At 60.4% G+C, this 25,744-nt stretch carries 11 protein-coding genes; 3 read left to right on the top strand and 8 right to left on the bottom strand.

Going from position 1 to position 25,744, the window contains the following annotated elements; all coding sequences use genetic code 11:
• Nucleotide 1: 1 nt before the first annotated feature.
• From BTH42_RS14895 to BTH42_RS14860, 8 genes are all read right to left on the bottom strand, one after another.
• Nucleotides 2-1,558 carry a hypothetical protein gene (locus tag BTH42_RS14895; protein ID WP_075300623.1) on the bottom strand — a complete coding sequence of 519 codons (1,557 nt, stop codon included), beginning with the start codon at nucleotides 1,556-1,558 and terminating at the stop codon, nucleotides 2-4.
• Nucleotides 1,559-1,623: 65 nt separating this feature from the next.
• Complete coding sequence (locus BTH42_RS14890; protein ID WP_075300621.1) at nucleotides 1,624-2,397, bottom strand: flagellar hook-basal body protein; 774 nt, start codon at nucleotides 2,395-2,397, stop codon at nucleotides 1,624-1,626.
• Nucleotides 2,398-2,399: 2 nt separating this feature from the next.
• Nucleotides 2,400-3,122 carry a flagellar hook-basal body protein gene (locus BTH42_RS14885; protein ID WP_075300619.1) on the bottom strand — a complete coding sequence of 241 codons (723 nt, stop codon included), beginning with the start codon at nucleotides 3,120-3,122 and terminating at the stop codon, nucleotides 2,400-2,402.
• Between the two features lie 31 nt (nucleotides 3,123-3,153).
• The gene (locus BTH42_RS14880; protein ID WP_075300617.1) at nucleotides 3,154-5,256 is read right to left on the bottom strand and encodes a flagellar biosynthesis protein FlhA; all 2,103 of its coding nucleotides are present in this window, start codon (nucleotides 5,254-5,256) and stop codon (nucleotides 3,154-3,156) included.
• Nucleotides 5,253-6,341 carry a flagellar biosynthesis protein FlhB gene (locus BTH42_RS14875; RefSeq protein ID WP_075300615.1) on the bottom strand — a complete coding sequence of 363 codons (1,089 nt, stop codon included), beginning with the start codon at nucleotides 6,339-6,341 and terminating at the stop codon, nucleotides 5,253-5,255. The genes BTH42_RS14880 and BTH42_RS14875 overlap by 4 nt, the downstream gene beginning before the upstream one ends.
• A gap of 2 nt (nucleotides 6,342-6,343) precedes the next feature.
• Nucleotides 6,344-7,096 (bottom strand): flagellar biosynthetic protein FliR, encoded by a 753-nt coding sequence (locus tag BTH42_RS14870; protein WP_075300613.1) that lies wholly within the window; start codon nucleotides 7,094-7,096, stop codon nucleotides 6,344-6,346.
• Between the two features lie 4 nt (nucleotides 7,097-7,100).
• Nucleotides 7,101-7,343, bottom strand: a complete 243-nt coding sequence (locus tag BTH42_RS14865; RefSeq protein WP_256702037.1) for a flagellar biosynthetic protein FliQ — start codon at nucleotides 7,341-7,343, stop codon at nucleotides 7,101-7,103.
• A 164-nt stretch (nucleotides 7,344-7,507) separates the two neighbouring features.
• Nucleotides 7,508-8,659, bottom strand: a complete 1,152-nt coding sequence (locus BTH42_RS14860; RefSeq protein ID WP_075300609.1) for a tetratricopeptide repeat protein — start codon at nucleotides 8,657-8,659, stop codon at nucleotides 7,508-7,510.
• A 295-nt stretch (nucleotides 8,660-8,954) separates the two neighbouring features.
• On the opposite strand from BTH42_RS14860, the gene BTH42_RS14855 reads away from it, so the two are divergent.
• The 3 genes from BTH42_RS14855 to BTH42_RS34845 all read left to right on the top strand — a co-directional run bounded on the left by BTH42_RS14855 (nucleotide 8,955) and on the right by BTH42_RS34845 (nucleotide 25,102).
• Nucleotides 8,955-23,267 carry a LysM peptidoglycan-binding domain-containing protein gene (locus BTH42_RS14855; protein WP_075300607.1) on the top strand — a complete coding sequence of 4,771 codons (14,313 nt, stop codon included), beginning with the start codon at nucleotides 8,955-8,957 and terminating at the stop codon, nucleotides 23,265-23,267.
• 732 nt (nucleotides 23,268-23,999) lie between these two features.
• On the top strand, nucleotides 24,000-24,647 hold the full coding sequence (locus BTH42_RS34850; RefSeq protein ID WP_143752065.1) for a hypothetical protein: 648 nt from the start codon (nucleotides 24,000-24,002) through the stop codon (nucleotides 24,645-24,647).
• 152 nt (nucleotides 24,648-24,799) lie between these two features.
• Nucleotides 24,800-25,102, top strand: coding sequence for a hypothetical protein (locus BTH42_RS34845; RefSeq protein WP_143752063.1), 303 nt, complete (start codon nucleotides 24,800-24,802; stop codon nucleotides 25,100-25,102).
• Nucleotides 25,103-25,744: the final 642 nt, after the last annotated feature.

The following is a 25,744-nucleotide window of genomic DNA, read 5'->3' as shown; positions in this document are numbered from 1 at the left end:
CTCACAGAAAATAGGCATATGCCGAGTTCTTCCCGCAGTTCCACAAACCGCTTCGCTGGTAATCGGGGCAGCCCGTAACGCTGTATACGATGACCGCTTTGCCTGCGGTGTTGATCGCGATATCGGCCACGAATCCCAGGGATACCTTGCCTTCGGCGACACCAACCGGCGCACTCCATCCGGAAGCGAAGTCGAAGCGTGAATAGCTGAGCTTCCCTGTGGAAGCATGGTCGGTCGTTGTCAGTGCGAGTACGGCATCGCCCGACAGGCTCATTTTTACGGCGGGGAGGGCCGTCATTGAGTCAGCCGGAATACCCAGCGACAATGCAAGTTCCGTGGGCGTACTCCAGATACCATTCGCGAGCGACTGGCTCCACATGTATCGTGACCGCGGATCATCCGTACTCTTCTCGGCCCATACCGCTAACACACGACCGTTCCCATCCTGCAAAAGCTTGGCATCGGACACATCGGCGCCCGGCGAGCTGAGCACGAAGGTCTTTACGTCCCAACCGAGACTTGTGTCGATACGGGTTGCCTTCAGAATGCACTGCTTGCGATCGATCGCCATGTCGCCTGACAGGACGACGGCCGAACTGATACTCGCAGCAGCGGCCCTGAGGAGCTGCGCCGAGCATGTCGCACTACCCGCGGCCGTGTTCTGATAGAGACCCCGCGCCTCCATGGTGATGAACGGCTGGTCGTATTGCGCGCGCAGAACCGCCAACGACGAGTACCCCGGCGGTACGCCGTCCGCTTCCTGCCAGAAGAAAAAGCCGTCTGTCCTGAACGCGTTTTCAGCGCCAGTCGGCGGTAGCGCGAAAACGGCTCCGGCGTTGCTCAGACGTGCCGACGGAATGGGTTTTCCGGTCGCCGACATGGCAATGCTCTGGATACCTGTTGTCTGCGCGCCATTTGGGCGCAGCCGATACAACTCAGCGGGTCCCGTTCTATTGGCACTCGATGGACCGGACGTGTCGTATGGCTTGACCGAGATGAGAGCAGAACCATCACTCGTCACCTGAAGATCCGATGAGTCCGGGTAAAGTGCAGCAAGAGTACGGCTTAGCGGCACGGCAGCGGACCACCCGGCATCACCTGGTTTGAAGAAGAACGCCGATGACTCGACGCCATGGGTCGGCGTGGACATTTCGGCGAGTAGGACACGCTGTCCCGCGGTGTTGGTCGCCAGCGCATAGGCGAAACCGAGATGAACGTCTTTTGTTATCAGGGAGGGCGTGGTCCAGTTTCCAGCGGCATCGCTGCTCGACGCGTAGAGTTCAGACGTGAATCCTTCGGCCCAGATCGCGACCGCGGTGCCGGCATCGTCGAGTGTGACGTGGGGCTGGACCAGTACATTTCCCTGCGCTAACAGCACGTTCCCGTGGGCTTGTGAAAACGCCACGCTGCTCGAATTTTCGCTCGCCTGGCCTGTGGCGTTTGCATCATTTGCAACCGGCGCGCCGTCGCTGCCACCACCCCCGCCACATCCGACAAGCGCGAACGCGCAACAGGCACTGACTAACGTCTGTTTGAATAGCGTGTGTTTCTTGTTCATTGTCCCTTTCCTCGCTGTTTGCTAATGGCGGTACGGGGGTGGTCCTCCCGCACGCAAGCGGATGCCTACCGCTTCAACCCGTTCGCAATCGCCATCAACTCATCGCCGGCCTGCACGAGCCGCGCATTCGACGCATACGCGCGCTGATACAGCATCAGGCTGACGAGTTCGTCCGACAGCGAAACGTTCGACGCTTCACTGAACCCTTGCGCCAACGTGCCCGCGTTGTCTTCGCCGGGGCGCAGGCGGGTCAACGCGATGCCGTCGTCCTGAATGCGATACACGCCGTCGCCGGTCGCTTGCAGCGCGCGCACGTCGGTCGGCATCACGAGTTCGATTTCGCCGAGATCGACTGGATCGGTCTGATTGGCGAGCACCGCCTGAACCTGGCCGGTCGCGGAAATGGTGATGCCGGACGCGTCGCGCGGAACCGAGATCATCGATTTCAGCGGCTGACCATTCGGTGCGGTCAGATAGCCGTCGTTGCCGACGTGCAGCACGCCGCCGCGCCACAGCGTCGCCTGTCCGGAATCGGACGCCAGCTCGATAAAGCCGTCGCCGCGGATTGCGAGATCGAGCGCGCTGCCGGTCGGACGCAACTCGGCCGCCGTGAATACATGCGGCGATGGATCGGCCGCGACGCCCGCGGCGGTACTGACGGTTTCATTGGCCGTCGCGCGATTGAGCGGCGCGGCTGCCGACGTCAGCAGTTCCGAGAACGCCACCGTGCCGCGCTTGAACGCGGGGGTATTCATGTTCGCGATGTTGTTGGCGGTGACGTCGACCGCTGTCTGCTGCGCGTTCAAACCCATCGCGCCGATATAAAAAACGTTGTTCACGCTTACATGTCTCCCAAACGCTGTAGAACGGTGCCGAGCATGTCGTCGTACGCGTGCACGAGCTTCTGGCCGGACTCGACGCGCCGCATCGCTTCCATCATCTGCATCATGTCGTTGCCCACTGCGACGTTCGACGATTCGACGAAGCCCTGCACGATGTGCGTCTGCTCGTCATCGACGGCCTGCGCTTGCGTTGCGCGGAAGAGGCCGTCGGCACCTCGTTCGAGCCGGCCGGGCTCGGCGAACGTGGCGACGCGAATCACGGACGACGGCGTGCCGTCGTCGAGCACGGTGCCGTCGCTGGTGATTTGCCAGTTGTTCGAGCGCACGGCTACGTCACCGCCGCCGGCACCCTGCAGCACCCAGCCTTGAGACGTCACGAGGCGGCCGTCCGCGTCGCGCTGGAACGAGCCAACCCTCGTATAAGCGGGCCCGTCCGCGGTCATCACTTCGAAAAATCCTGCTCCGCCGATCGCCAGATCGAGCGGATTGCCGGTGTGGACCAGCTTGCCTGCTGAGAAGTCGGTGGCGATGCCGGTCGCCGGCGATGCGAGGGCGGCGGATAGGGGCATGGTTTGAGCGCGGCCCTTGGCTAGCACGTCGTCAAATGCAATCTGCCGCTTGTAGCCAGGCGTTGCCACGTTCGCGAGATTCTGCGCGGCGGTTTCGACCCGGCGCGTCTCATGCGAGATCAGGCCGGTTGCAAGCGTCATCAGGTTGTCCATAAGGAATCCGTTCTATTGGGTCGTCACGCGATCAGGCGGCTTGAGCGGCAACCGGCAATGACTGCGCGGGACGTGCAGCGGCTCGCGGCGCGGCGGCCTCGATGCTGACCATCGCGAATGATCTGAGGCTGATCGAGTGGGGCACCTCGCTCATCGACAGCACGGCGAGCCTCGGTGCGACCCTGTGCGTGAAAGTCTTCAGATGCCGCCGGATTTCCGGGCGGCAAAGCAGCGCCGGCTTAAGGTTCTGGCGCATCATTGCGTCGACCTGGGCGGCGAGCTTGCCAAGGAAGCTTTCCGCCACGCGGGGATCGAGCACGAACGCACCCGTGCCGTCCGATCCCTGCAGGTTCTGGACTATCGTGTTTTCGAGCGCGGGGTCGAGCGTGAGGACGGCGAGTGCGTCGTGATCGCCCTGGATCGCCTGGCAGATACCGTGGCCGAGCCGTTGGCGCACGCGTTCGCTCAACGCGGCAGGGTCTTTCACGTGGCGGCCCGCATCGACGAGTACTTCGACAATCAGGCCGAGATTGCGAATGGCAACCTGCTCGGTCAGCAGATTTTGCAAAACCTGCTGCACGTCGCTGACCGCGAGCACGTTCGGCACCAGTTCCTCGACCAGTCCGGGCGCGCGGGACCGGACACCTTCCAGCAACGTAACCACTTCTGTACGCGACAGCAGCGCCGGTACATTCGCTTTGACGACCTCGGTGACGTGAGTAATGAGTACGGTCAGCGGATCGACGGCGGTATAACCGAGTGTTCGCGCGCGCGGCAGGTCTGTTGCATCGATCCATACGGCCGGCAAACCGAACGCGGGATCATGGGTGGCAATGCCTTGCAGTTTTTCGCCCTTGTCCGACGAGTGAATTGCGAGCGTCTTGTCCGGATACAGCGTGGCCTGGCCGAACCGGTCGCCAAACAGCAGGATGCGATAGTCGTTCGAACCCAATTGCGCACCGTCGCGAAACACGACAGGCGGAACCGTGACGCCCATTTCAGCCGCGTATTGCTGGCGAAACGCGGCAATGCGTTCGCCTAGCACGCTTTGCAGCGGGATCCATGCGGCAGTCAGCGCAGCGCCAAAGGAGACTTCGATGGCCGGTAGAGCGGACGCGTCGGGCATTTGCTCCGGTGAGCTGCCTGGTTCGCTCGACTCGGCGTTATCCGTTCGCGTTGCATTCCGTTTGCGCCGTGCGATCAACCACGTGCCGAGCGCAATCGCGGCAAGAATAAGAACCGGCCATTTGGGCATGCCGGGCAGGGCCAGCAGACCGGTTAGCGCAATCATCACCAGTATCTGAATCTTCGGAAACTGCGCGAGCTGTCGCAGCACTTCGTTGCCGAGTTCGCCGTCGGCAGACGAGCGCGTGACGATAATCCCTGTGGCGATGGAAATAATGAGCGCGGGCACTTGCGTAACGATGCCGTCGCCGATCGTGAGCAGTGTGAAAGTCTGCATCGCCTGGGCGAGCGGCATACCCATCTGCGCGACGCCGACAGCCCAGCCGCCGAGAATATCGATCAGCAGAATAACGATGCCGGCCACCGCATCGCCTTTAACGAATTTGCTGGCGCCGTCCATCGAACCATAAAAGCCGGCTTCCTTTTCGAGTGCTTTGCGGCGACGCTTCGCTTCGTCCTGATCGATGAGACCCATGTTCAGGTCGGCATCGATACTCATCTGCTGGCCCGGCATCGCGTCGAGCACGAAGCGCGCAGCGACTTCCGACACACGCTGCGCGCCGGTTGTCACCACCACGTACTGAACGACGATCAGAATAAAGAAGACGATCAGGCCAATGACGAAATTGCCCTGCACGACGAACGCGCCGATTGCACCGATTACCTGGCCTGATTCGGCGCCGGAAAGAATCAACCGGGTTGCGGCGATGTTGAGCGACAGCCGGAACAACGTGGCGATCAGCAATAGCGATGGGAACGTCGAGAATTCGACGGGCCGCGACACGTAAAACGTCATCAACAGAATCGTGAACGCGAACGCGAAGTTGACGATGATGAACAGATCCAGCGCGCCCGCCGGAATCGGCGTGAACAGCAGTAAAAGGATCGCGACGACCGCGAACACCAGCGCGAGATCGGAGTGACTGCGCAAACGGGACTGAAGCGTCATGCCGGCTCCGATCGCGACCGCGACTGCGATTGCGCGTTGCCACGTCGCGCCTGCAGGTAGATCGCTGCCGTATCGCGGTACAGATCGCCCGGCACCTCGCGTTCGAGCCCGGCCTTGAAATACAACGCGCGGGCGAAGCTCGGCGACTCAATGACCGGTACGCCGTAGATAAAGGCGAGTTTTTTCAGGCGCAGCGCGAAATCGCCTGCGCCTTTTGCGATGACATGCGGCGCGGCCATTCGTGACGGTTCGTATTTCAGACCGACCGCATAATGAGTCGGATTGGCGACGACGACGTCGGCACTACGCACCGCCTTCATGCTGCGCGAACGCTGCAGCAATTCGCGCTGCAATTGCCGGCGCCGCTGCTTGATGCGCGGGTCTCCCTCGCGCTGCTTCATTTCCTGCTTCTGTTCGTAGCGGCTCATGCGCATCTTCTTTGCAAACGAGCGCCGCACGAGTACCTGATCGATCAATGCAAATATCGCCGCCGCGGCGAGCAACAGGAAAAGCAGGTGTAGTCCACTCGCCAGCAGCGTTTGCGCGATTCGGGCGGCAGGCAGACTTTCGTGCGCGAGAGAAATGGCTGTATCGACAATCGTAAAGCGGATGATTGCCGCATAGACGGCCATCTTGAAGCATGCCTTCAGCGCTTCGATCAATGTTTGCATCGAGAAGACGCGCCTGAATCCCTGCACGGGATTAAGTTTGCTGACGTCGATCTTCAGTGCGCTGGGCGCGAATAACAAACCGGTCTGCACGACCGCGGACAACAGCGCACTGCCCATGGCAATCGCGATCAATGGCGCTACAACGTGTGCCGCCTGCGAGAGTAGCGTTACCACTACGGTTGGCAGTGCCCGGCCGCTGCCGGTCAGCGACCCGGCTTCGCTCAACGCACGCGCGCTGATCGACGCGAGACGGGTCGCCATCTCGCCACCCCAGATCGACAGATAGCCCGCGCTCGCAAGCAGGCTCAGCGTCATGCCGAGCTCCTGGCTGCGCGGCACTATCCCCTTTTTGCGGGCCTGCGCGAGTTTGTAGGCACTGGCCTGCTGCGATTTGTTCTGTTCCGTATCCGACATGACTATTCCATCGACGGGACGAACGATAACGCATGAGTTAGCAGGCGCAATGCGACGGGAATCAGCAAGCCGGCCGAGATGGTCATCATCAGTAGCGTTGCAATCGTCTTGATTTGCAGCCCTAACATCAGCGCGTTCATTTGCGGTAGTGCGCGCGACAGGAAGGCGATCGATATATCGATTAGAAAGAGTGTGATCACGACTGCCGACACCGCGGATAGGCCGATGCCCAACGTCATGCCGAAGTAACCGATCAGCGTTTGTGGATCGCCGGTGAGCCGCAGCTCGCCAACCGGAATGGCAACGATGAGAGCGCTCAGTAGTCGCAACAATTCCAGATGGCCGTTGGACGCGAAAAACAGCAGCCCGGCGACGAGTGTCAGGATGGTGCCGAACATGGGTGCCTGTTCACGGGAACCCGGATCGATCACCATTGCAAGGCCGTAGCCCGCCTGTACGTCGAGCACACGCCCCGCGAACGTGAGCGCGGCAAATGCGACCTGAAAGGAAAACGCGATGGCGAGTCCGAGCATCAGTTCGGCTGCGGCCGCGATCAGCAACACGGCGCCGTCCGTGTACATCGTGGCGGGTGCATTGTTTGCGAGACATGCGCACAGTGCGAGAACTAGGCACAAGCGCACGCGAGCGGGAACCTGGGTCTGCGCGAACGGCGGTGCGAGCACGAACACCGGCCCAATTCGCAACGAGAGCAGCAGGACATTTAGCGTCCAGCTCGTGCTGGCTTGCAGTGCCATTGCGTTAGCCGAGGCTGGGGATGCTTTTGAAAAGCGATGCCGCAAATCCGGTGAGCCGGGCGAGCATCCACGGAGCGAGCGCAATCGTCACGACGACGGCGACAGCCAGCTTCGGCACATAGCTCAGGCTCATTTCCTGCAACTGCGTGACGACCTGAAAGACACTGACCAGCAGACCGACCACAAGCGTGGCAATAAGAACCGGCCCGGCGATGAGGAAGCTGTTCCAGAACAGCTGCGTCATCATTTGAAGCGCCTGGTCTGCGTACATCGCTGCGGTCTCCATAATTGATCAGGTGGGCCGCATTATGGCGAGCTTGCTACTGGAGCGGAATCGGACAAGTCATGAAAAAGTAAGCCGAATGAAAATTTTTTAGTTGTATGAAAACTACTGCAATTAATTGTTCCGGTTTATCGAAAAGACTTCCCCATTTGCGAGAATTTCCGTGAGAGAGCCCGCTCGATCGTGTTGCCTTGCGCGTCGATAGGACGTTTGAGTGCAGTGTCGAGTAGCGTATTCGCATTAGCCTGATTGCCTGCTTGCACTTCAATCAGAGCTTGCGCAAGCGCGGCCGATAGACATCCGGGGTCCAGCCGCAACGCGATCTTTGTCTGAGCGCGCGCGTCATCGAGCCGGCCTTCCTTGAGTGCCACGATTGCGAGCGCGCCGGGCACTTCCGCAAAGCCGCGATCGACGCTGCCGCCTTGTTCAAAGCGGGCGCGAGCCTGCACGAGGTCGCCCTTCAGCAGATAAGCCCAGCCTGCCGCGACCCAGGAGCCGGCGTGACTGCGGAATGCAAGGGCTGCGGTGTCGATCTGCTGTGCTGCCTCTTCGAACCGATGTTGTTCGAGTAGTGCAAGACCGGTGCCGAGCAGAGCCCTGCTGTTATCTGGTCGAATTGCCAGCGCTCGAGAAAAGAGAGCCAGCGCCTCGGTGGAGCTTCCTTCGTTGAGTGCGAGCAGACCGTTCACCGCGAGACCGTCGGGCAAGCTCATCGCTCTCGATGCAAATTGGGCAGCGCCTGCGACGTCTTCGGAATCGAACAGTGCGGTTGCCAGAAGTCCGCAGATTTCGGGACCTGCTTCCGGATGATCCGCATACCGTTTGCCCAATTCGATAACTTCGTCGAGTCGGCCTAGGTGATGCAGCGCGCGCATTCTGAGTGCGATCGCTTGTGGCACCGCCGTCCACACATCTTCATCGAGCAATCCGGTTGCTTCGTCGAATTGGCTCAACATGGCGTGAGCATAGGCCTTGTTGTAGCGGATGACCGGGTTGCGGTCGTGATCCGGTAGGGCTGCGAATGCACGCAGCGCTTCGTCGAACTTGCCGCGAGCCATTGCGCACAGCCCGTACAGATTCATCGATGCTGGCGTTGATGTGCCCCTTGCCTGCTGCCGGATAAGCAGTTCGTCGCACAGATCGAACCGTTGCGCGTCGAATGCGCAAGCCGCGGCGTCGCCGAGCAGGGTGACATTGGTCGGATCGGAATCGAGATATCCAAGCAGGCGTTCCAGCCGGTCGGGAGGCGAATCTTTAGCGTGTATGGGGGGCGTGTTCATGGCGGCGGGCGTTGACTGCGTGGATCGACGCAGCGAAAAATGAGAGGTCTCTTAAGAGCGCAGGGCTTTTTTTAGCATAGCAGCGCAGCAGTATTCACGCCAAGCTATCGAATAGAAATTGATTGGATTGCGTGTAGATAGTTAGGATGACGTCTGATATCGATTTATCTCAATAAAAGAAAATAAAAAAATCGTCGATTTCGCTAAACAGATCGAAAAATCCGCGGATAACTTGTTCGGGTGCGGCTCGGGAAACCGGCGCGCAACGGATAACGAACAGGCATTCGAGGTTCAGATGGTAGCGATCGTCACGGGAAACGGATTGGGCTTGCAGTCGTCATCGGCGTTGGGGCTGGGTGCGCGCGGGCAGGTTGGCAATGCGTCGTTCGGGCAGACTGGCGAGCAGATCTACGTCAATGCGGCGAACGGGAATCTGGTGATCCAGGATCTCGATCAGCTACTGCTCGGACAAGGTGTGAACAGCGCGATCCATCGCGCTTACAACAGCCTCGGACAGTTCGCCGGAGACAACTGGCGCCCGGGCGGATCGCGCACGGTGGACGGCCTGACCGGTACGCTGAATACGGCTGGCAGCACAATCACGCGCACCGACTGGGACGGCACGGCGATCACATACGCATACGATGGGACACGCAATCTGTACGTGGCCACCAGCGGCACGGGCGCGCGCGCGACGCTTGCCTTCGACGCGGCATCGAATACATGGAACTGGAGCGACGGCGCGAACCAACTGACCGAGGCCTATGACGCGAATCACGGCGGGCGACTCGGGACTGCAACCGACCGCGACGGTAATACCGTCAACTACGCATACAACGCGGCGGGCCTGCTCGCCCAGGTTACTACCGCGAGCGGCGAGGCGACGTACCTCCACTACAACGCGGCACAGCAGCTGACGGATCTGCGCACCGTTTATCTGGATGCGAGCGGCAGACAGGCCACGTCCACCACGGTGCGCTATGCATATGACACGGCGGGCCGGCTTTCCCAGGCGATCGTCGACCTGAGTCCCGAGGACAGCAGCATCGTCGACGGGAGCGTCTTCACGACCAGCTACACCTATGACGGCGCGAGCAGCCGCGTCGCCTCGATTGCGCAGTCGGACGGTTCACGGGTGTCGTTCACCTACGGGAACATCGGCGGCGAATACCGCGTCACGTCGATTAGCCAGACGAGCGACGCTGGCGTCGTGCGCATCACGACGCTCACCTACGATACGGCGAAGAACGAGACGACGGCGACCGACCCGCTTGGGTTCACAACGGTTCTGACCTATGACGGCGCGGGCCGCCTGACGTCCATTGCGTCCGCAGTCGCCAACGGCACGACCCGGTACCAGGCCTTTTACTACGATGCCGATGGCAACGTTGCGCGGATGACCGATAGCGGTTCTGATACACGCTACCGGTACGACAGTCGCGGCAATCTGGTCTGGATTCAGGACTTCGATGGAAAGACGGTCGAGCGTTCTTATGGAGAAAATAATGAACTGCTGACTGAGACGGTCTATCTGGTTGCGACTACGGGCGTTCCGGAGCTGTCGGACCCGGCCGTGACCCGCTATGTGTACGACAGCAACAATCATCTGCGCTTTGTCGTCAGTCCGGAAGGCCGGGTGACGGAATACCGGTACAACGCGGCTGGGCAACAAACCTCCGTTCTGATTCTGAATAGTGCGTACGCGGAGGCGGATCTGAGCGAAGCGGCGCTGGCCAACTGGGTGGCGGGGCTCACGAGCCTGGGCGACAGCACCCGGATCGACACCACCTACGATTTTCGCGGCAATGTGGACACCGTGACCCGGTACGGCAAACTGCTGGCCGACGGCACGGGGAATATCGCGTGGCCCGGCGAGATCACGTGCACACGATACGTCTACGATGCCTCCGGAAGGTTGCTGCAGCGCTACGTTGGCGCGCCCGGCCAGCAGCAGGTCGAGCAGTTCACGTACGACGGACTGGGGCGGCTCCTCAGCGCCACGCAGTTCAACGGGGTGCTCACGCTCTACGCCTATGACAATGCGAGCCATACGGTTTGCGTAACGCTGAGCAATGGCCTGACGCGCACGATGACCTACAGCGCGGCCGGTGAGCTGCTTGCGGTGGTGGAGTCGGCGAGGGGAGCAGTTCTGTCACAGGTTCTGAACTATTTCGACGTCAACGGCCGTCTGCGCATGACTGTCGACGCCAATGGCGAGCGCACCCATTATCTCTACAACCGCGCTGGCATGCGGGTCGCCGAGATCGGGCCGGACGGCACGTTGACCGAATATACGTACACACCCGCTGGCCTGCTCACGTGCACGACCCGGTACGCCAACACGGTGAGTCCCGCCGCGCTGGCGTCTCTCGTGGATGCGAATGGCCAACCGGTTCAAACCGTTACTGTGTCGGGGAAACCTGCCGAACTAACGCTTGACAGCGCCGGCCTGCGTCCGTCCGCCAGCAGTGCGGATCGGACCGAATGGCGGGCCTATGACAGCGCCGGACGGGTGAGCCGAACGGTCGACGCGGAAGGATTATTTACGCTTTACCAGTACAACGGTGCGGGACGGCTGGTTGGCGTGACACAGTACGCGAACCGTGCCAACCCGGCTACCGAGCCCAATCCTGCGACGGCGACCGGGCCGGCGACTTCTCCCGACGACCGCACCACCCGTTACTTCTACGACCATGATGGGCTGCTGTGCGGCCAACTCGACGCCCAGGGATATCTGACCGAATACCGCTACAACGCCGCAGGCGAGAAGGTGGAGGAGATCCGCTATGCGAATGCAATCGTTGAATACGGGCGGGTAGCAGGAACACTGGTGCAGCTTGTTCCGGCAAAAAGCGCTGCCGATATTCACCAGTATTACCTCTACGACGCGCGCGGCCTGTTGCGCGCGGAGATCGATGGCGAAGGATTTGTGACGACGTATAGCTACGATGCGCGGGGCAACGTCGCGCAGCGCGTGCGTGGCCAGCAGGTCGATCCCGGCTTGCTGCGCGCACCGCAGCAGATACCGGTCACGATCAGTGCGACAGGGAAACCGGGTTCGAGCGGCACCGTCGAAGTCTGGATCGATGGCGTACGGGCGGGCGCGCTCGCGTTCGATTTTTCATCGGGGACCTCCGCCACCAGTACGCTTGCCGTACCGAACCTCGTGTCGCTCGCAAACCATACGATCGAGCTCCGCTATCCAGCGGACAGCGGTCTTTCGATATGGACTGCAACCTTTGGCCCGTCCTGGCTGAGCAAGGCCGACGAGCTGCGCACGTCGACAGATGGCAGCCCCTCGCAACAAAGCCTGCGCTATGTGCTGCGGGCCCATGAGGCGTTGAGCTGGGCAGATCGCCCCGGGACGATGGAGTTCGCCTATTACACCTACGACGAAATGGGACGGCTCACGAACCGTACGACCTCTCAGCAGGACGGCATGGGTGGTCGTGTATCGACTGACTGGACGTGGGACGATGAGGGCCACCTCACCAGCGAGACGACCGCTGGGCGTACGACGACGTATCGCTACGATTTGCAGGGCCGTCTCGTTGCGCAACTGGACGGCGAAGGCAGCGATGCACTCGCTGCGCTCGGGACCAGCGCGACCCAGGCCCAGATCGATATCGTGTGGCAGACGTGGGGCGTCAACTATACGTACGACGCAGCCGGTCTTCGAACATCAATGACCGACGCCAATGGCAACACGACGTTCTACTACTACGATGTCGCAGAGCGTCTGACGCACATCGTCAATCCGATGGGCGAGGTGGTCGAGTACCAGTACGACACGTTCGGCGACGTGACGCAGACCGTGGTCTACGCGACGCGCGTCGCGGAGGCCACGCTGGCGAGTCTGGCGGGCGGGCTGCTGCCCGATGCACTCAGAAACACGTTCACGGCGTTGTGCGATGAAGGCGAGGCCACGCGCACGACTTTCAGCTACAGCGCAGCAGGGCGACTCCTGCAGCGTGCGGATGCGCTGGGCCTCAACACGCGCTACACCTACAACACGTTCGGCGAGCAGATATCGACGGTCCGTGACATCGCCCCTAACGTGCAGGTGCGCGACACGACGGACTATGACAGGCTCGGCCAGGTCATTCGCCAGACCACCGACCCAGGCGGTTTGAACCTCATCACCCAGGCGGTCTACGACGCGTTCGGACGCCTCATCGAATCGATCGATGCGAACGGCGTGGTGCGTCGCCAGAACTTCGACCGCAATGGCAATGTCGTGGTGTTGACGGACGGCACCGGTGCGCGTACGCAACTGACGTACGATGCATTCGGCAACGTGCTTACGCGCACCGATGCAAATGGCAATGAGACGACATGGTCGTACTCGGAATTCGACCGATCGATCACCGTGACGAGCCCCGATGGCATCCAGACGACATCGTCGTATGACGAACACGGCCAGATCGTCGCGCTCACCGATGGTCGAGGCAAGACAACGCGCTACGCGTATGACCACGACGGCAACCTGCTTGGTACCACCGACGCGACCGGGGCGACGACCACATCGAGTTATGACCGTGCGGGCCACGTTACCGACACAGTCGACGCGCGCGGCATTCATACGACGTACACGTACGACGCGGCTGGCCGCGTGCTGACGCGCTCGGTCGATCCGACGGGTCTGAATCTGGTCACGCGCTATGAATACGACGCAAAAGGCCAGGCGACGCGCGTGACGGATCCATCAGGTGTCGTTACCGAAACACGTTTTGACCTCGCAGGTCGCGCAGTCGCTGTGACCACCGACGTCGGTGGACTGAACCTCCTCACGACGTTTACTTACGATGGTCTCGGCAACGTTGTGAGCGTGACGGAAGGTGCGGGCAGCAGCAATCCACGGATCACGCAAAACGTGTATGACAAAGCCGGGCGTTTGATCAGCACGATCGCCGATCCGGACAGACTCGGGCTCAAGACGGGCTATGCATACGACGGCAACGGCAACGTCGTATCGGCGACCGATGCCTCCGGCGCCATTACGCGTTACGTGTATGACGAAGAGGGGCGACAGATCTGGTCGGCTGGGCCGACCGGCGCGGTGGTCAGGAACGTCTACGATGCGGCGGGGCGGCTCGTATCGCGAACCGCGTTTGCGAGCAATCTGAGCGAGGTGCCGGCCACGCTGTCCGACGCGTACATCACGGACCGGTTGACGCTTCAGCCATCACGCGACCAGACTACGCGGTACGTCTACGATGCCGATGACCGCGTGCGCTACGTCGTCAATGCATTGAATAACGTGACGGAGAACGTCTACGACGCGAATGGCAATGTGATCCGGACGATCGCTTACGCAACTCCCGTCACGATTTCGGGACCGCTTACCGCTGATGCCGTCGGCGCCGCGCTGACCGCGCAATCGCCGCAAGTCCACGCGAGCGACCGCGTAACGCGCATGATTTACGACGCGGCCAACCGGCTGACGGCGACTATCGACGCGCTCGGTTTCGTCACGTACAACCTCTATGACGCGAGTGGCGTGCTGCTCGAGCGGACGCAGTACCAGACGCCTTATCCGGATGCGGACGATCCAGAAGCGTCGGCGTTGCAATCGTGGCTCTCTTCGCCAGGCGTTGCGATTGCGTCCGGCGATCGCACTACGACGTGGATTTACGACGCTGCGGCGCGCCCGGCGTACGTTGTCGATGCCGAAGGCTACGTCACCGAAAACCGCTACGATGAGGCCGGCCGTCTGACGGAGACGATCCGTTATGCGGACGTCTATTCGGAGGTGCGGGGCGCAAACCAGGCACAAGCGGCGGCGCTGCTGCCGCAGACGATTCCCGCTACCGCTGCCGCAACGCAATACGGCTATGACAGCGCGGGGCGGCTGACGAGTGTTACCAATGCGGCGGGTGTCGTCACGCGCTACGAACTGGACGCGCTTGGCCGCGCGGTCAACACGAGCGTGGCCGATGGCCTGCCCGAGCAGAGCGTCACGCACGCGGTATTCGACGCGGCCGGCCGGCTGATCGAACAGACTCGCGCATATGGCTCGCCAGTCGCCGTGACGACACGCTACACGTATGACGCAATGGGGCGTGTGACGGCGGAAATCGATCCACGCGGCGTCGAGCTTGCCGAGCAGGACACCGCCTGGGCGCTCGCCGAGCGCAAGGCGCGCGGCTATGTCGATGCAAATAACGAGGCGCTCGCCGCGGCGGCTCTCAGCCAGACTCAGAAAAGCAGCTTGCTGGCCGCGTACCGCACGACCTACCGGTACGACGCGCGCGGCAATCTGCGACAGACCATCGATCCGCTGGGCTACATCACGGAGAATTTCTACGACGGCTTCGGCAACCGCACGGCCGCGCGTGACAAGAACGGCAATCAGACGAATTTCCTCTACGACGCGCTGAATCGCGTAGAGCAGGTAATTTCGCCCACGCAAAGCCGGGTCGTGACTAAATTCGATGCCTTTGGTCAAGCGATCCGCGTGACGCAGGACGGCAATGCAGTCACGCAGATGGAGTACGACGGGCTCGGGCGGCTGGTGAAGTCGATTGACGCAGAGGGATACAGCGAACTCTACGGCTATGACGCATTCGGCAACCGTATCAGCTATACGAATAAGGTTGGCGGGCAGTTTGCGTATACGTACGATCGCCGCGGTTTGCTGCTTTCGGAGACGCTGCCGGTGACGTCGGGCGGCAATGCGGTCGTCAACGCGTTCGAGTATGACGCGCGAGGCAATCGTATTACGACGATCGAGGCGCAGGGGCTCGGCGAAGAGTGCGTCACCCGTTATAGCTACGATTTGCTGGACAGGCAGCTCAACGTCGCGAAGCAGGTGTATCTGGCCGGCTATAACGAAACGGTGACCGAAGCATTCGCGTACGACGCGCGCGGCAATCTCGTGTCCCACACAGCCGAGAACGGCAGCGTTACGAGGTGGTATTACGATGCGGCAGACAGAAAGACCGCGCAGATCACCCCGCTGGGCACGCTCACACTGTGGACGAACGATGCAGCGGGGAACGTGATTTCCACGCGCATCTACGCAGATCCGGTCGTTGCGAAAGCCGGTCAGCCGGCGCCGCCGCCGGAACCGGTCGACGCGACGCGAGTGCGCGAAACGCGCTATGTCTACGATGCGGACAACCGGCTCACGCAGTCGCGCGTGCAGAACGTGGCGACTGGCTATTTCGATCCGAACGCCGGAGACGACCAGCGCGGCGAATATTTCATCACGTCCGGCAGCGAACTGGTGACCACGTGGGAATACGACGGCAACGGGCAGGTGATCGCGACGACCGATGCCGCCGGCAATCGCACGATGTATTTCTACAATCGCAGCGGTCAGAAGACGCTGGAAGTCGATGCGAAGGGCTTCGGCATTGCCTATACAGTGAATGCGCAGGGATATGTCACCGAGGAAATACGTTTCGCACAGGCACTTCAGGATCCGATTACGACGAGCTCGGACCCTGCCGCGTTGATTTCTCAATGGCCGCGCAACGCCGACGATCGGATCACGAACTACACGTGGGACAACAACGGCCGACTGCTCAGCGAATCCCGGATGGACGTGCAGTTCGCGGTAGTCGATTCGAACGGCAAGCTCGTACAGTCGACCGGCAACGCGACCACGACTTATGTGTACGACGGTGAAGGTCATCTTGTACGCAAGATCGACGCAAACGGCAGTCAATACGACTTCACGTATGACGCGCTCGGCCATCTGACAGCACAGATCTTGCCGCAGTTTGCCGACAACCAGGGCCGACAGGTCCGTGCCACGACCGTCTATGAATACGATGGTCTCGGCAACGTCGTTAAAGAAACCCGCAAGGGTGACGTGGACCAGGTGACGGTTTACCTGTACGGCGCCGGCGGACGTCTGAAAAGCAAGATGAACTCACTGAAAGTCTGGACGAACTTCTTTTATGACCAGGTGGGAAATAACACACAGGTCGGCTATGGATTCAAGAATGCAGACGGAGAGGACTTTTCACGGCACACCTTCATCAGGTATGACGCGGAAGGCCGTGAGGTCCTGCGGTTCACTGACGTACATCGTTCAGACTTCAGTCTGCAAAATGAGGGCGTCAAGCAGGAGATACGCTACAACGCGTACGGAGAAGTAACCGGACGCCGAACCGGAGGCGGCGGAGCGAGCGGCGAGTGGCAGGAATACGCGGACTACAACAACGCCGGTTGGGTGGTGCGTACCAACTTCGACGATGGCGTATCGCATCTGTTCATGTATGACCGCAACGGTAATGCGACGCTGAAGGTCGAGTCGATGGAAAACGATCTGCGCTATCGCGAGATCGCGACGGGCGACGATCTGAAAGCACTGCTGCAGAGCGTCGACATGATGCAGACGTATACGCGCTACGACGCCCGCAATCAGGTTATCCAGATCCGCCAGCCCAAAACATCGGGCGGGATACCGACGATCAGCTTCAGCCCGGTTGATATTCCGATCGATGGTGGGGTGTTCGCTAATACACAGTTGAGTATTGCCGGGTGGCTCGATTCGTCGGCGCGGCCGGTGACGGGGCCGACGCGGATTCCGATCGACGGCGACGTTGGGATTATCGGTACTGACGCACGGGTGAATGTCACGGGTGATTGGTCGATTAACTACGATTCCCCGCCAAGTGGAATGGGTAATGGCCTCGGCGGTTTAGTTACGGTCAATTCCCTGACATTTGCGTTGCCGGACTTCTCGGAAGTTTATGGTGCCTATAACGTAGAGGTTCGGTTGACCTATACGGGATCCGGATCGAAATGGTATTACCGCGGCGGAGCCACGGGCGGTAACGATATTTTTATGTCACCGTTCACCTATTCGCTTAGCGCCTCGAGCGGGTCCATGCCGATGGGGACAACGAGCGTGACGCTACCGATTAACTGGATGTCGGGGGGGCTCCTTCAATGGGGAAATGCAGGAGGTACCTCGGTGACATTCGAATATGCTGCCGAGGTCTACGTGACCCCGCTAAGCAGTATGACGGGCCCGGTGCTGGTCGGAACAATAACGCAGTCGTCAGAACTCTTTTCAAGTTCAAGTTACACCGGCGACGCCAGCTATTCAAAAGGAAAGGCTGGAGATAGCAACGCACTGGATTCCAGTTCGGAACTGCAGGTTGCATCCGGGGTGCTGACGGTCGCCCGCAACTCGCTGCCGGATGGCGCGCAAGGCATGCTCTACTATCGTCCCAAGGATGCAGACAGCAATTTCCAGTTGCTTCCTCAGGGGGCGGATAGCCAGCCGAATTCGTACAGTGTCAACATCAGCAATCTGCCCGATGGCGACTACGAGATAATCTTCATCGCGGTAAGTGGCGGCGAAGACGGTGATATTCCAAGTACGCTGCTGCGCCGCGACAGTTACGAGGTTCATCTGGACCGGGTGACCGGCTCCAGCGTTAAGCAGACGGAACTGCCGTACTACGACGAGAGCTCGCGTCCTGGATTTCTCGTCGATTCGTCCGGAACCTACATCTGGTCGGCGCCGCAAGTACTGAACATTTACGCGCTGCAGAGCACGAAGCTGGATCTGGTTGATCATATCGCCGTCCACCTGCGCGACCCGAACAATCCGAACTGGCAACTCGACTACCCGGTCTGGCGCGATCCAGCCACCGGCGCATTCCAGATCGACTTGGCTTCGCTCGGTGGCGGAGTCTATGAGATATCGCTCGACCTGTTCGACTCGACCGGCGCACAGATCGATGCGCTGCGTGGCACGGTCAATTTACCGGGCAATGGCCAGTCGCCGTCGTTTGCGCTCGACTATCTTGTGGATCTGAAATCGACCGTGGTGTTTCATGCCCAACCGGCGGGCACGGATCATATGGTCGTGTCGTGGGAGCGGGACGGCATTGCGCAGTACGCGACGTTGTATGGCATGGGCGGCGACTTCCTGTGGGACACAACGAACACGGGATTGCAGCCGGACACGGACTATGCGATCAAGTTCACCGCTTACGACACGGCGGGCCGCCCGCTCTCGATGGGGCAAGGCGATATCAGGATCGGCGTCAACACGACGTCCGAAGTGACCTTGACGGGTAGCGCGTTGCCGTCGATTTTCGAGTTCTCGCCAACAGATAGTAATGGCGCACGACTCGATAACGTCGAAACGATCACGCTGTACTACCGCGAATCGACCAAACAGGATGGTGATTACGACAGACCATTCAGCGTCGCGACCCTCACCCGCGACGCCGATGGCCGCTTCCTGTTCGATGCGGGCGACCTGCCGACAAACGTCGAATACGAGTACCGCTATCTGGCGAACGACGCGGCCGGCAACGTACTGATGGAGCGCCAGAGCTATTTCCTGACCGGTACGCGTAACAACCCGGTTACCAATGTCGATATCGTCGGAGTGATAGAGGAACTCGCGAAGGACATGACGATCGACCGTTTGCAGCAGTACAACGCATTCGGTGACGTGTCGGCGGAAAGAGACGGTCGCGGCAACTGGACGTATTCGTCGTATAACACGATGGGTTATCTGACGCTCAAGCGCGAACCGACCGTCATGGTGACGCTGGAGAACGGTGCGCAGGTCGAGATGGCGCCGTTGACCTCGTATTACTACGATCTGACCGGCAACCTGGTGGGCCTCAAGGACGCGAACGGTCATCTGAGCACCCAGCAGTGGAACTATGGTCTCGCGCAACCGGCGGTCGCGCAGTCGTGGGATGCGATGGGCTATAGCAAACGCTTCTCGTACGACGCGTTGGGCAATTTGCGGGTGTCAGTCGATGAATTGAGCCGGCGCACCGACTACACATACGACAACGCCAATCGACTGATAGAGATTGCCCGACCGGCGCTGGCCAATGGCCAGCGCAGTATTGACCGCTATGAATACGACAGTTCCGGCAACCGCATCGCCCACACGGACGCGCTGGGCGGGCGGGAGCGCATCTATTACGACGCCGATGGCCACGTCGTGAAGACCATCAGCGCGACGGGCAGCACAGTGCAGTACGACTACCGTTGGGCGAGCACGATCAGCTCGATCGGCTCGGTCGTGAGCGGTGGCTGGGTAAAGACGACGATCGACGCGAACGGACGCTCGATGGTCGACGAAGTGGATCTGTTCGGCCGGGTGACGAAACACACCGATCTCGGCGGTCACGTATTCGAGTACACGTACAACTGGGCCGGTCTGTTGACAAAGCAGGAAGGCTCGACAGGCCAACTGGTCGAGTACACCTATTACTCGCACGGGCTCGTACGCTCGATCGTGGATTTCGGCACGCAGACCCAATCGCTCTACGAATACGACGGCGACGGCAACCGTACCGCGGAGTTCTTCACGAACTTCGGCGATTCCTATGTGTTTGCGCAGTCCCGGGTCGAGTACGACGCGCTTAACCGCGTCGTGGCGATCCGCGACAACAGCTACCAGGTCTATTACGAATACGACGCCGTCGGCAACCGGCGCCGGATGCTGGCGTCGTACACGGACATGGTCGGCTATCACGCGACGGAGCAGGAGTACTGGTACGAATACGATGCGTTGAACCGTTTCACGGTATCGATGGGTTCGCTCTCTGGCGCACGCGCTACCGATCCGAACGACACCAGCGTACATATCGTGGCCGGCGCGGCAGGCGGCGACGGTGTGCAGCTCGGCTACAACGCGGCAGGCGAGAGGACGATGGCGGTCTATGCCACGGATGGCCGCACGGAGTCCTACACCTACGACGCAAACGGCTTTCTGGCGACCCAGAGCGTCGATGGCGTGGTGATCCAGCAGCGGACCAATGATCTGCTGGGGCGGGTCACGGAAACGATCGAACGGGACCGCAGCAGCGGTCAGATCGTGACGGCGGTGACACGCGGCTGGGACGCCGATAGCCAGTTGATGTCGGAGCACGACAACCTGAACGGCTCGACGACGACCTATACGCGCATGGCGGACGGCACGCTCGAACAGGTGGTCACGCGTCCGGACAGTGGCAGTGGCACGACGATGACGACCACCTATTCGTACGAATGGTGGGACAGCGCGAAGCAGAGCCAGATCCTGGCGCAGGGCAGCAACCCGGACGCGCCGGGCTGGAAGCCGGCCTCGAGCTACTTCAACTATGACGTCAACGGCAACCTGAAGGCCGCTTATGACGATGGCGGCGGCCAGGCGGGCGATGCCCGTGCGTTCACCTACTACACCGATCTGCGCGGGCAGGTGCAGCGGCGCGACGAACTGGTGGGCGTGACGGTGTCGGCCGACGGCACGATCCGTGGCGCGACGGGTGACAGGAAGCACAACTACTACTACCTGAACGGCAACCGCGTGGGTAACCAGGGCAACGACGGGGTGGAGTCGGTTGACTACGTGCAGGAACTGGCGGGCAAGCTCGCGAAGGGAAGCGAGAGTCAGTACAAGGTGTTCACGCCGGTGAGCAGCGCGGATTTCGACGAGAACTTCATGGCGATTAACGGGGTGTATCCGGGCGTGAGTCCGGGGACCTGGACGGTGCGCGATGGGGACACGCTGCAGTCGATCGCATCGTCGCTGTGGGGGGATGCGACGCTGTGGTACATCCTGGCGGACGCGAACAGACTGAAGGGCGACGACGTGCTGAAGGCCGGTCAGATGCTGACGGTGCCCAACAAGGTCACGAACGTGCACAACACGGCGACGACGTTCAAGCCGTATGACCCGGGCAAGGCGATTGGGGATACGCAGCCGACGTTGCCGGATCCGCCGCCTCCGCCGGGTAAGGGAGGGGGGTGTGGTCCGGTGGCGGCGATCATTGCTGTGGTCGTCGCAGCGGTTGCAACGGTGTTTACTGCGGGAGCGGCATCGATGGCGCTGGCCGGAACGCTGTCGAGCTTTACAGTGAGCGGTGCGATGACGGCAGGCGCCGCGGCATTGACTGGCGGCGGTGCTGCGATGGGCTTCGGTACTGCGGTAGCGGCGTCTGTGATCGGCGGCGCAGTAGGGACGGCAGCGGCCCAGGGCGTCATGATCGCCGCTGGTGAGCAGAGCGGCTTCAGCTGGAAGGGCGTGGCGATGGGCGCTGTCGGCGCCGCAGTCGGTTCGAGCGTTCTTGGCGCAACCGGAGTCGGCACAGCGGTTGGTAGTGCGTTCAGCGGGAGCGGCGCAAGCCAGTTTGCTGGTGCCGCTACCCAAGGAGCAATGCGGTCTGTAGCTACGCAGGGCATTGGCATGCTGACCGGCGCACAACATGGCTTTGACTGGAAGGGAGTCGCCGCCTCTGCGATAGCGTCAGGCGTGGCCTATGGAGCGACGCAGGCGATTGGTCAGTGGCAGTACGGCGACGCGTGGAGTGGGATGTCGTCGGACGCACTTCGTGCGGATACGTTCAACTCGGCAGTCCGTAGCATAGGGGCGGACTTGGCAGCTGGTACTGCGAGTACAATTGTCCGGGGCGGAAGTCTTGGGCGCAATGTGGGGGCGATCACGATGGATGCGATCGCTTCCACGGTTGGCAATATGGTCGTCGATCGGGTTGCGAATGCATCGACCAGTACGTTGTATGGGCCGGCTGGCAATGTCGATGCTATGGTGGCTGGCGCAACGGTCTACCAGCCGACGTCGCCGAACGTTTTCTCGATGCCGGCCGAAAGTTACTCGGCAAATACGGCATTGTTTGGGTACGGGATGGGAACGCTGGACACGGTGGTTGGGTCCGCCGCTACGGATGCCTATCGGACGAGCAAAAGTCCACAGCCATACAGCGCGTCGTCAACACTGTTTGGCCCGTCGATGGGGTTGCAGGACCAGCAGCGGCCGATCATGCTGGCCGATGCGGGCGGCAATCCGGAAAATACGCTGCTCGCGTGGGAGCATGCGGCGAAACAGGCCACATCGGATAGCGTCAATTTCGTGAAGGGACTGGCCAACACGCCAATCCAGTTCGTGAATGGCGGGTTGGATCTCGGCCACGCGGCGGTGGCCGGCCTGGAGACTGTGGGCGTATTCCCGCCGGGGGCGGCTGCCGGAAAGACGCCGCAGATTCCGTATTTCCAGACTGATGGTGGCTTTGCTGCACGCTCTGGCAATGCAGCTGGATTCGCTTTGAGCATGATCGAGCAGATTCCAGAGCAGTTCGCCATAAAGGGGGCGCAACTGCTTGATACGATCTTGCCCGGTCAAGTTGTCAAGTCGACTTCAACACTTGGAGCGGTGGCTGGCGCAACGTATCGGGATATCGTGGGGCAGATACCTGGGCGCATCCTGTTTGAGGCGGATGCCATGACGCCAGGTGCGTTGGGGGGTGACATTGCAGGTACGTTCTCTGGTGGTCGTTACGCAACGATGCAACTGGATCAGCCGTTGACGGTCTATCGAGCATGGGCGCCGGGACAGTCTCGGGAATTCGGTGCGTTCTGGTCGCTTGAGCAACCATCTGGTTCATTGCAGACACGCATTGATTCCGCTTTGCTTCCAGAATGGGGAAATATCCGTGGCACTTCGTTCAGCACTCAGGCATCACAGTACACAACTATGCAGTTACCGGCGGGAACGAATCTCCACATTGGAGAGGTCGGGTCGCAGGGCAGTGCATGGGTTGGAGGTAAAAGTCAGTTACTGATCGATGGGGGCGCGCAACCGCTTTGGAAGATCGGTGGGGGAGTATTGCGATGAATGAAAAAAGCAAGCAGTGCACATGTGCCGTAGTTCATGAAACTGGCACATTTGCGGGATGGGATGATTATGACCGGACAGAGAAGGCTCTAAAGAGCAGCGCTGACTTCGTGCAAGTGGGCGTAGCCAAGCCGTACTCGAATGTTGGATTCGAGGAACATTGGTTCCAATGTTCGCGATGCAAAACTATATGGCGCCTTGTTGAGCCGGATCCACCATTTGCTGGCCTGTGGGAGCCGGTGGACATTAATGCTCCGTAACTGATCGAGCGTGAGAACGACAACACCCGCTCTTCGCGGGCGTCGTCGTTCCGGCAGCGTGATGCGCCCGGAGTCGTTATTGGCAATATGGTGGTCAGCCAGATTGCGGCGACTGACACGACGAAGCTGCGCACGCAGCAGGCGATCGATGGCGTGACCGGTCAGATTCTGCCGGGTGGTCTCGGTGGAGTGGGTAGCGGATTTGTAGCATCGGAGACGTCGTACAGCAGTAACGCGGCGCTGTTCGGTGTGTGTGGTGGCTCGTTGATAGCAGTCAGACGCCCTACAGTGGCGCATTGACGCTGTATCGTCCGGGCATGGGGCTACCGGATTTGGCCACGGCGAGAACCCCGTTGTCTGCTGAGCCGTTCAGAGCGCAGTTTGATGGGCCACTGCAGGGTGTTGTAGTGGCTGGTCGGGGAGCAGGTGAGGCGCCGCGCGATGCCTTTGTGCGGGCGTTCAGGGTGGCTATGTGTGTCTGCTTGATCCGAGCCCCAATGCGGCGTATGCCGGTAAGCTGGTTGGCGACGCAGCCCAGAGTTTCAAGCAGTTCGGCTATCAGTTGCTGGGTGCTCAGAGTGCGGAAGAAGCGCGAGCGCAGTGGGCGGCAGGAAACCACCTGACGGCAGCGGCAAAGGAGGGACAAGCGTTTGTCGAAGCGTTCACGACCATAACGGGTGCAGCGGCGATTGGGAAGGCGTCTGCTCCAGCGGTGCGCGCCATAGCGGGATCATTCGCCGAAACGGCTGACATTATGGCTGGTAATGCCGCCGATCGCTTTGGATTCAGGCTGTCGATGACCGAACCTGCGTCAACAGGTGTTGATAGCTTTAGGCCCGCAGCTTCGACTGGACTTGTTTATACATCTGAGTCACCTGGTGTGAATGTTCTGGAACTAACCTCGCGTCAAAAATTCGATGCGGCGGGTAATATCGTGCCAGCGATGGGTATTCGTTCCGAGATTGTTTCGACGTTCAATCCAGAAAAGGGGGATCTGTTCATCAATTTCTACCGCACTACGGAATGGGCGAGGCGTTGGTCCGGAGATGATTTCAAATTTCATTCAGAAGTTTGGCGCACAGAACGTGCAGTCCATATCGGCGGAGCTCGGTTTGACTAACAAATCATTGTTTGAATACAACATGTCCATAGAGGGGACGTCCCCTGTTCGTGCTGCTAGCAATACGCCGTTGGGCAAGTCACTAATCAGTCTTGGATATAGGCAGATTGAAGTGAATGGCTACCATATAACGGCTAAATTGGGGAATTGATGTGAGTGCTGCTGACAAGGAATCCATCCTGAAGTTAATGGGAGATGGGAAAGCATTGGACTTGGTAGATTTAATTCTAGGAGATTCACCATGTCGCGTTACCGGCGAAGTGAAATTCGCCAGTAACGAAGAACGTGATGCTTACGTGATGACTATCGAGCACCTGCGTTTCGTAAGCAAGTATGGCGCGCAGGCAGGCCCCGTCAAGGAGAATGGTCGGGTGTACTTTGCATATCCGGACTACTTCGAAAAGTGGTTACAGCTGGGAACACCAGGGCTCACGCAGGAGGACTTGCTAAGCTAGCTGAACAAAGCGGCGTGATAGTTAATTCGAAGTGAGAAAACCCGAAGGGCCGCGTAACGGCCATTCGTTCGTCTGGCGGTGAGCGGGTTTATCGTGTGGAGAACCGGTCAGCCCGTGACGAACGAATTGCGCTTGCCGATCTCCGTCTCGGTCATGTGTCGGCCTGCAATGTTGGAAATATGGTGGTGGACCGGGTTGCGACTGCGTCGACCAGCACCCTGTATGGGCCGGGTGGCAATGGTTGCTCGATGGTGTGACGGACGTGTGTCAGCGTGGGGAGTCCATCAGGGTGGTGTCCTAGGTGGCGCCGCGCTGTATGGCGGGGCCGTGGTCGGCGGTGTTGCCGATGGCCTGCTACCAAATTCGCCCATCGAAACGCTGTTCAGCGGGGCTGGAGGGGCGGTTGCCGGAAAGGTGAGTGGCCTGGCGATCGGTGGTCTCGAAAGAGTTGCGGGGCGTTCCGCGTACACGGCGTGGCTGGCTGAAGATGCGGGCAGCGTTGCGAGCCGGGTAGGAGCGTCATTCGCTGAAACCTTCGATAGCATGGCGGCACGCAATCCGTTGATCTTTGGGCCGCGTTTGAGCATCGCGGAGAACGACCCTGCCAATGTCTCGCGGGTGTCGATGGTCCTGACTCCGTTC

It is taken from the genome of Burkholderia sp. SRS-W-2-2016 (assembly GCF_001931485.1).
Classification (GTDB): domain Bacteria; phylum Pseudomonadota; class Gammaproteobacteria; order Burkholderiales; family Burkholderiaceae; genus Paraburkholderia.
Note: the sequence above shows the minus strand (reverse complement) of the source record. Positions and strands in the feature narration are given on the sequence as shown.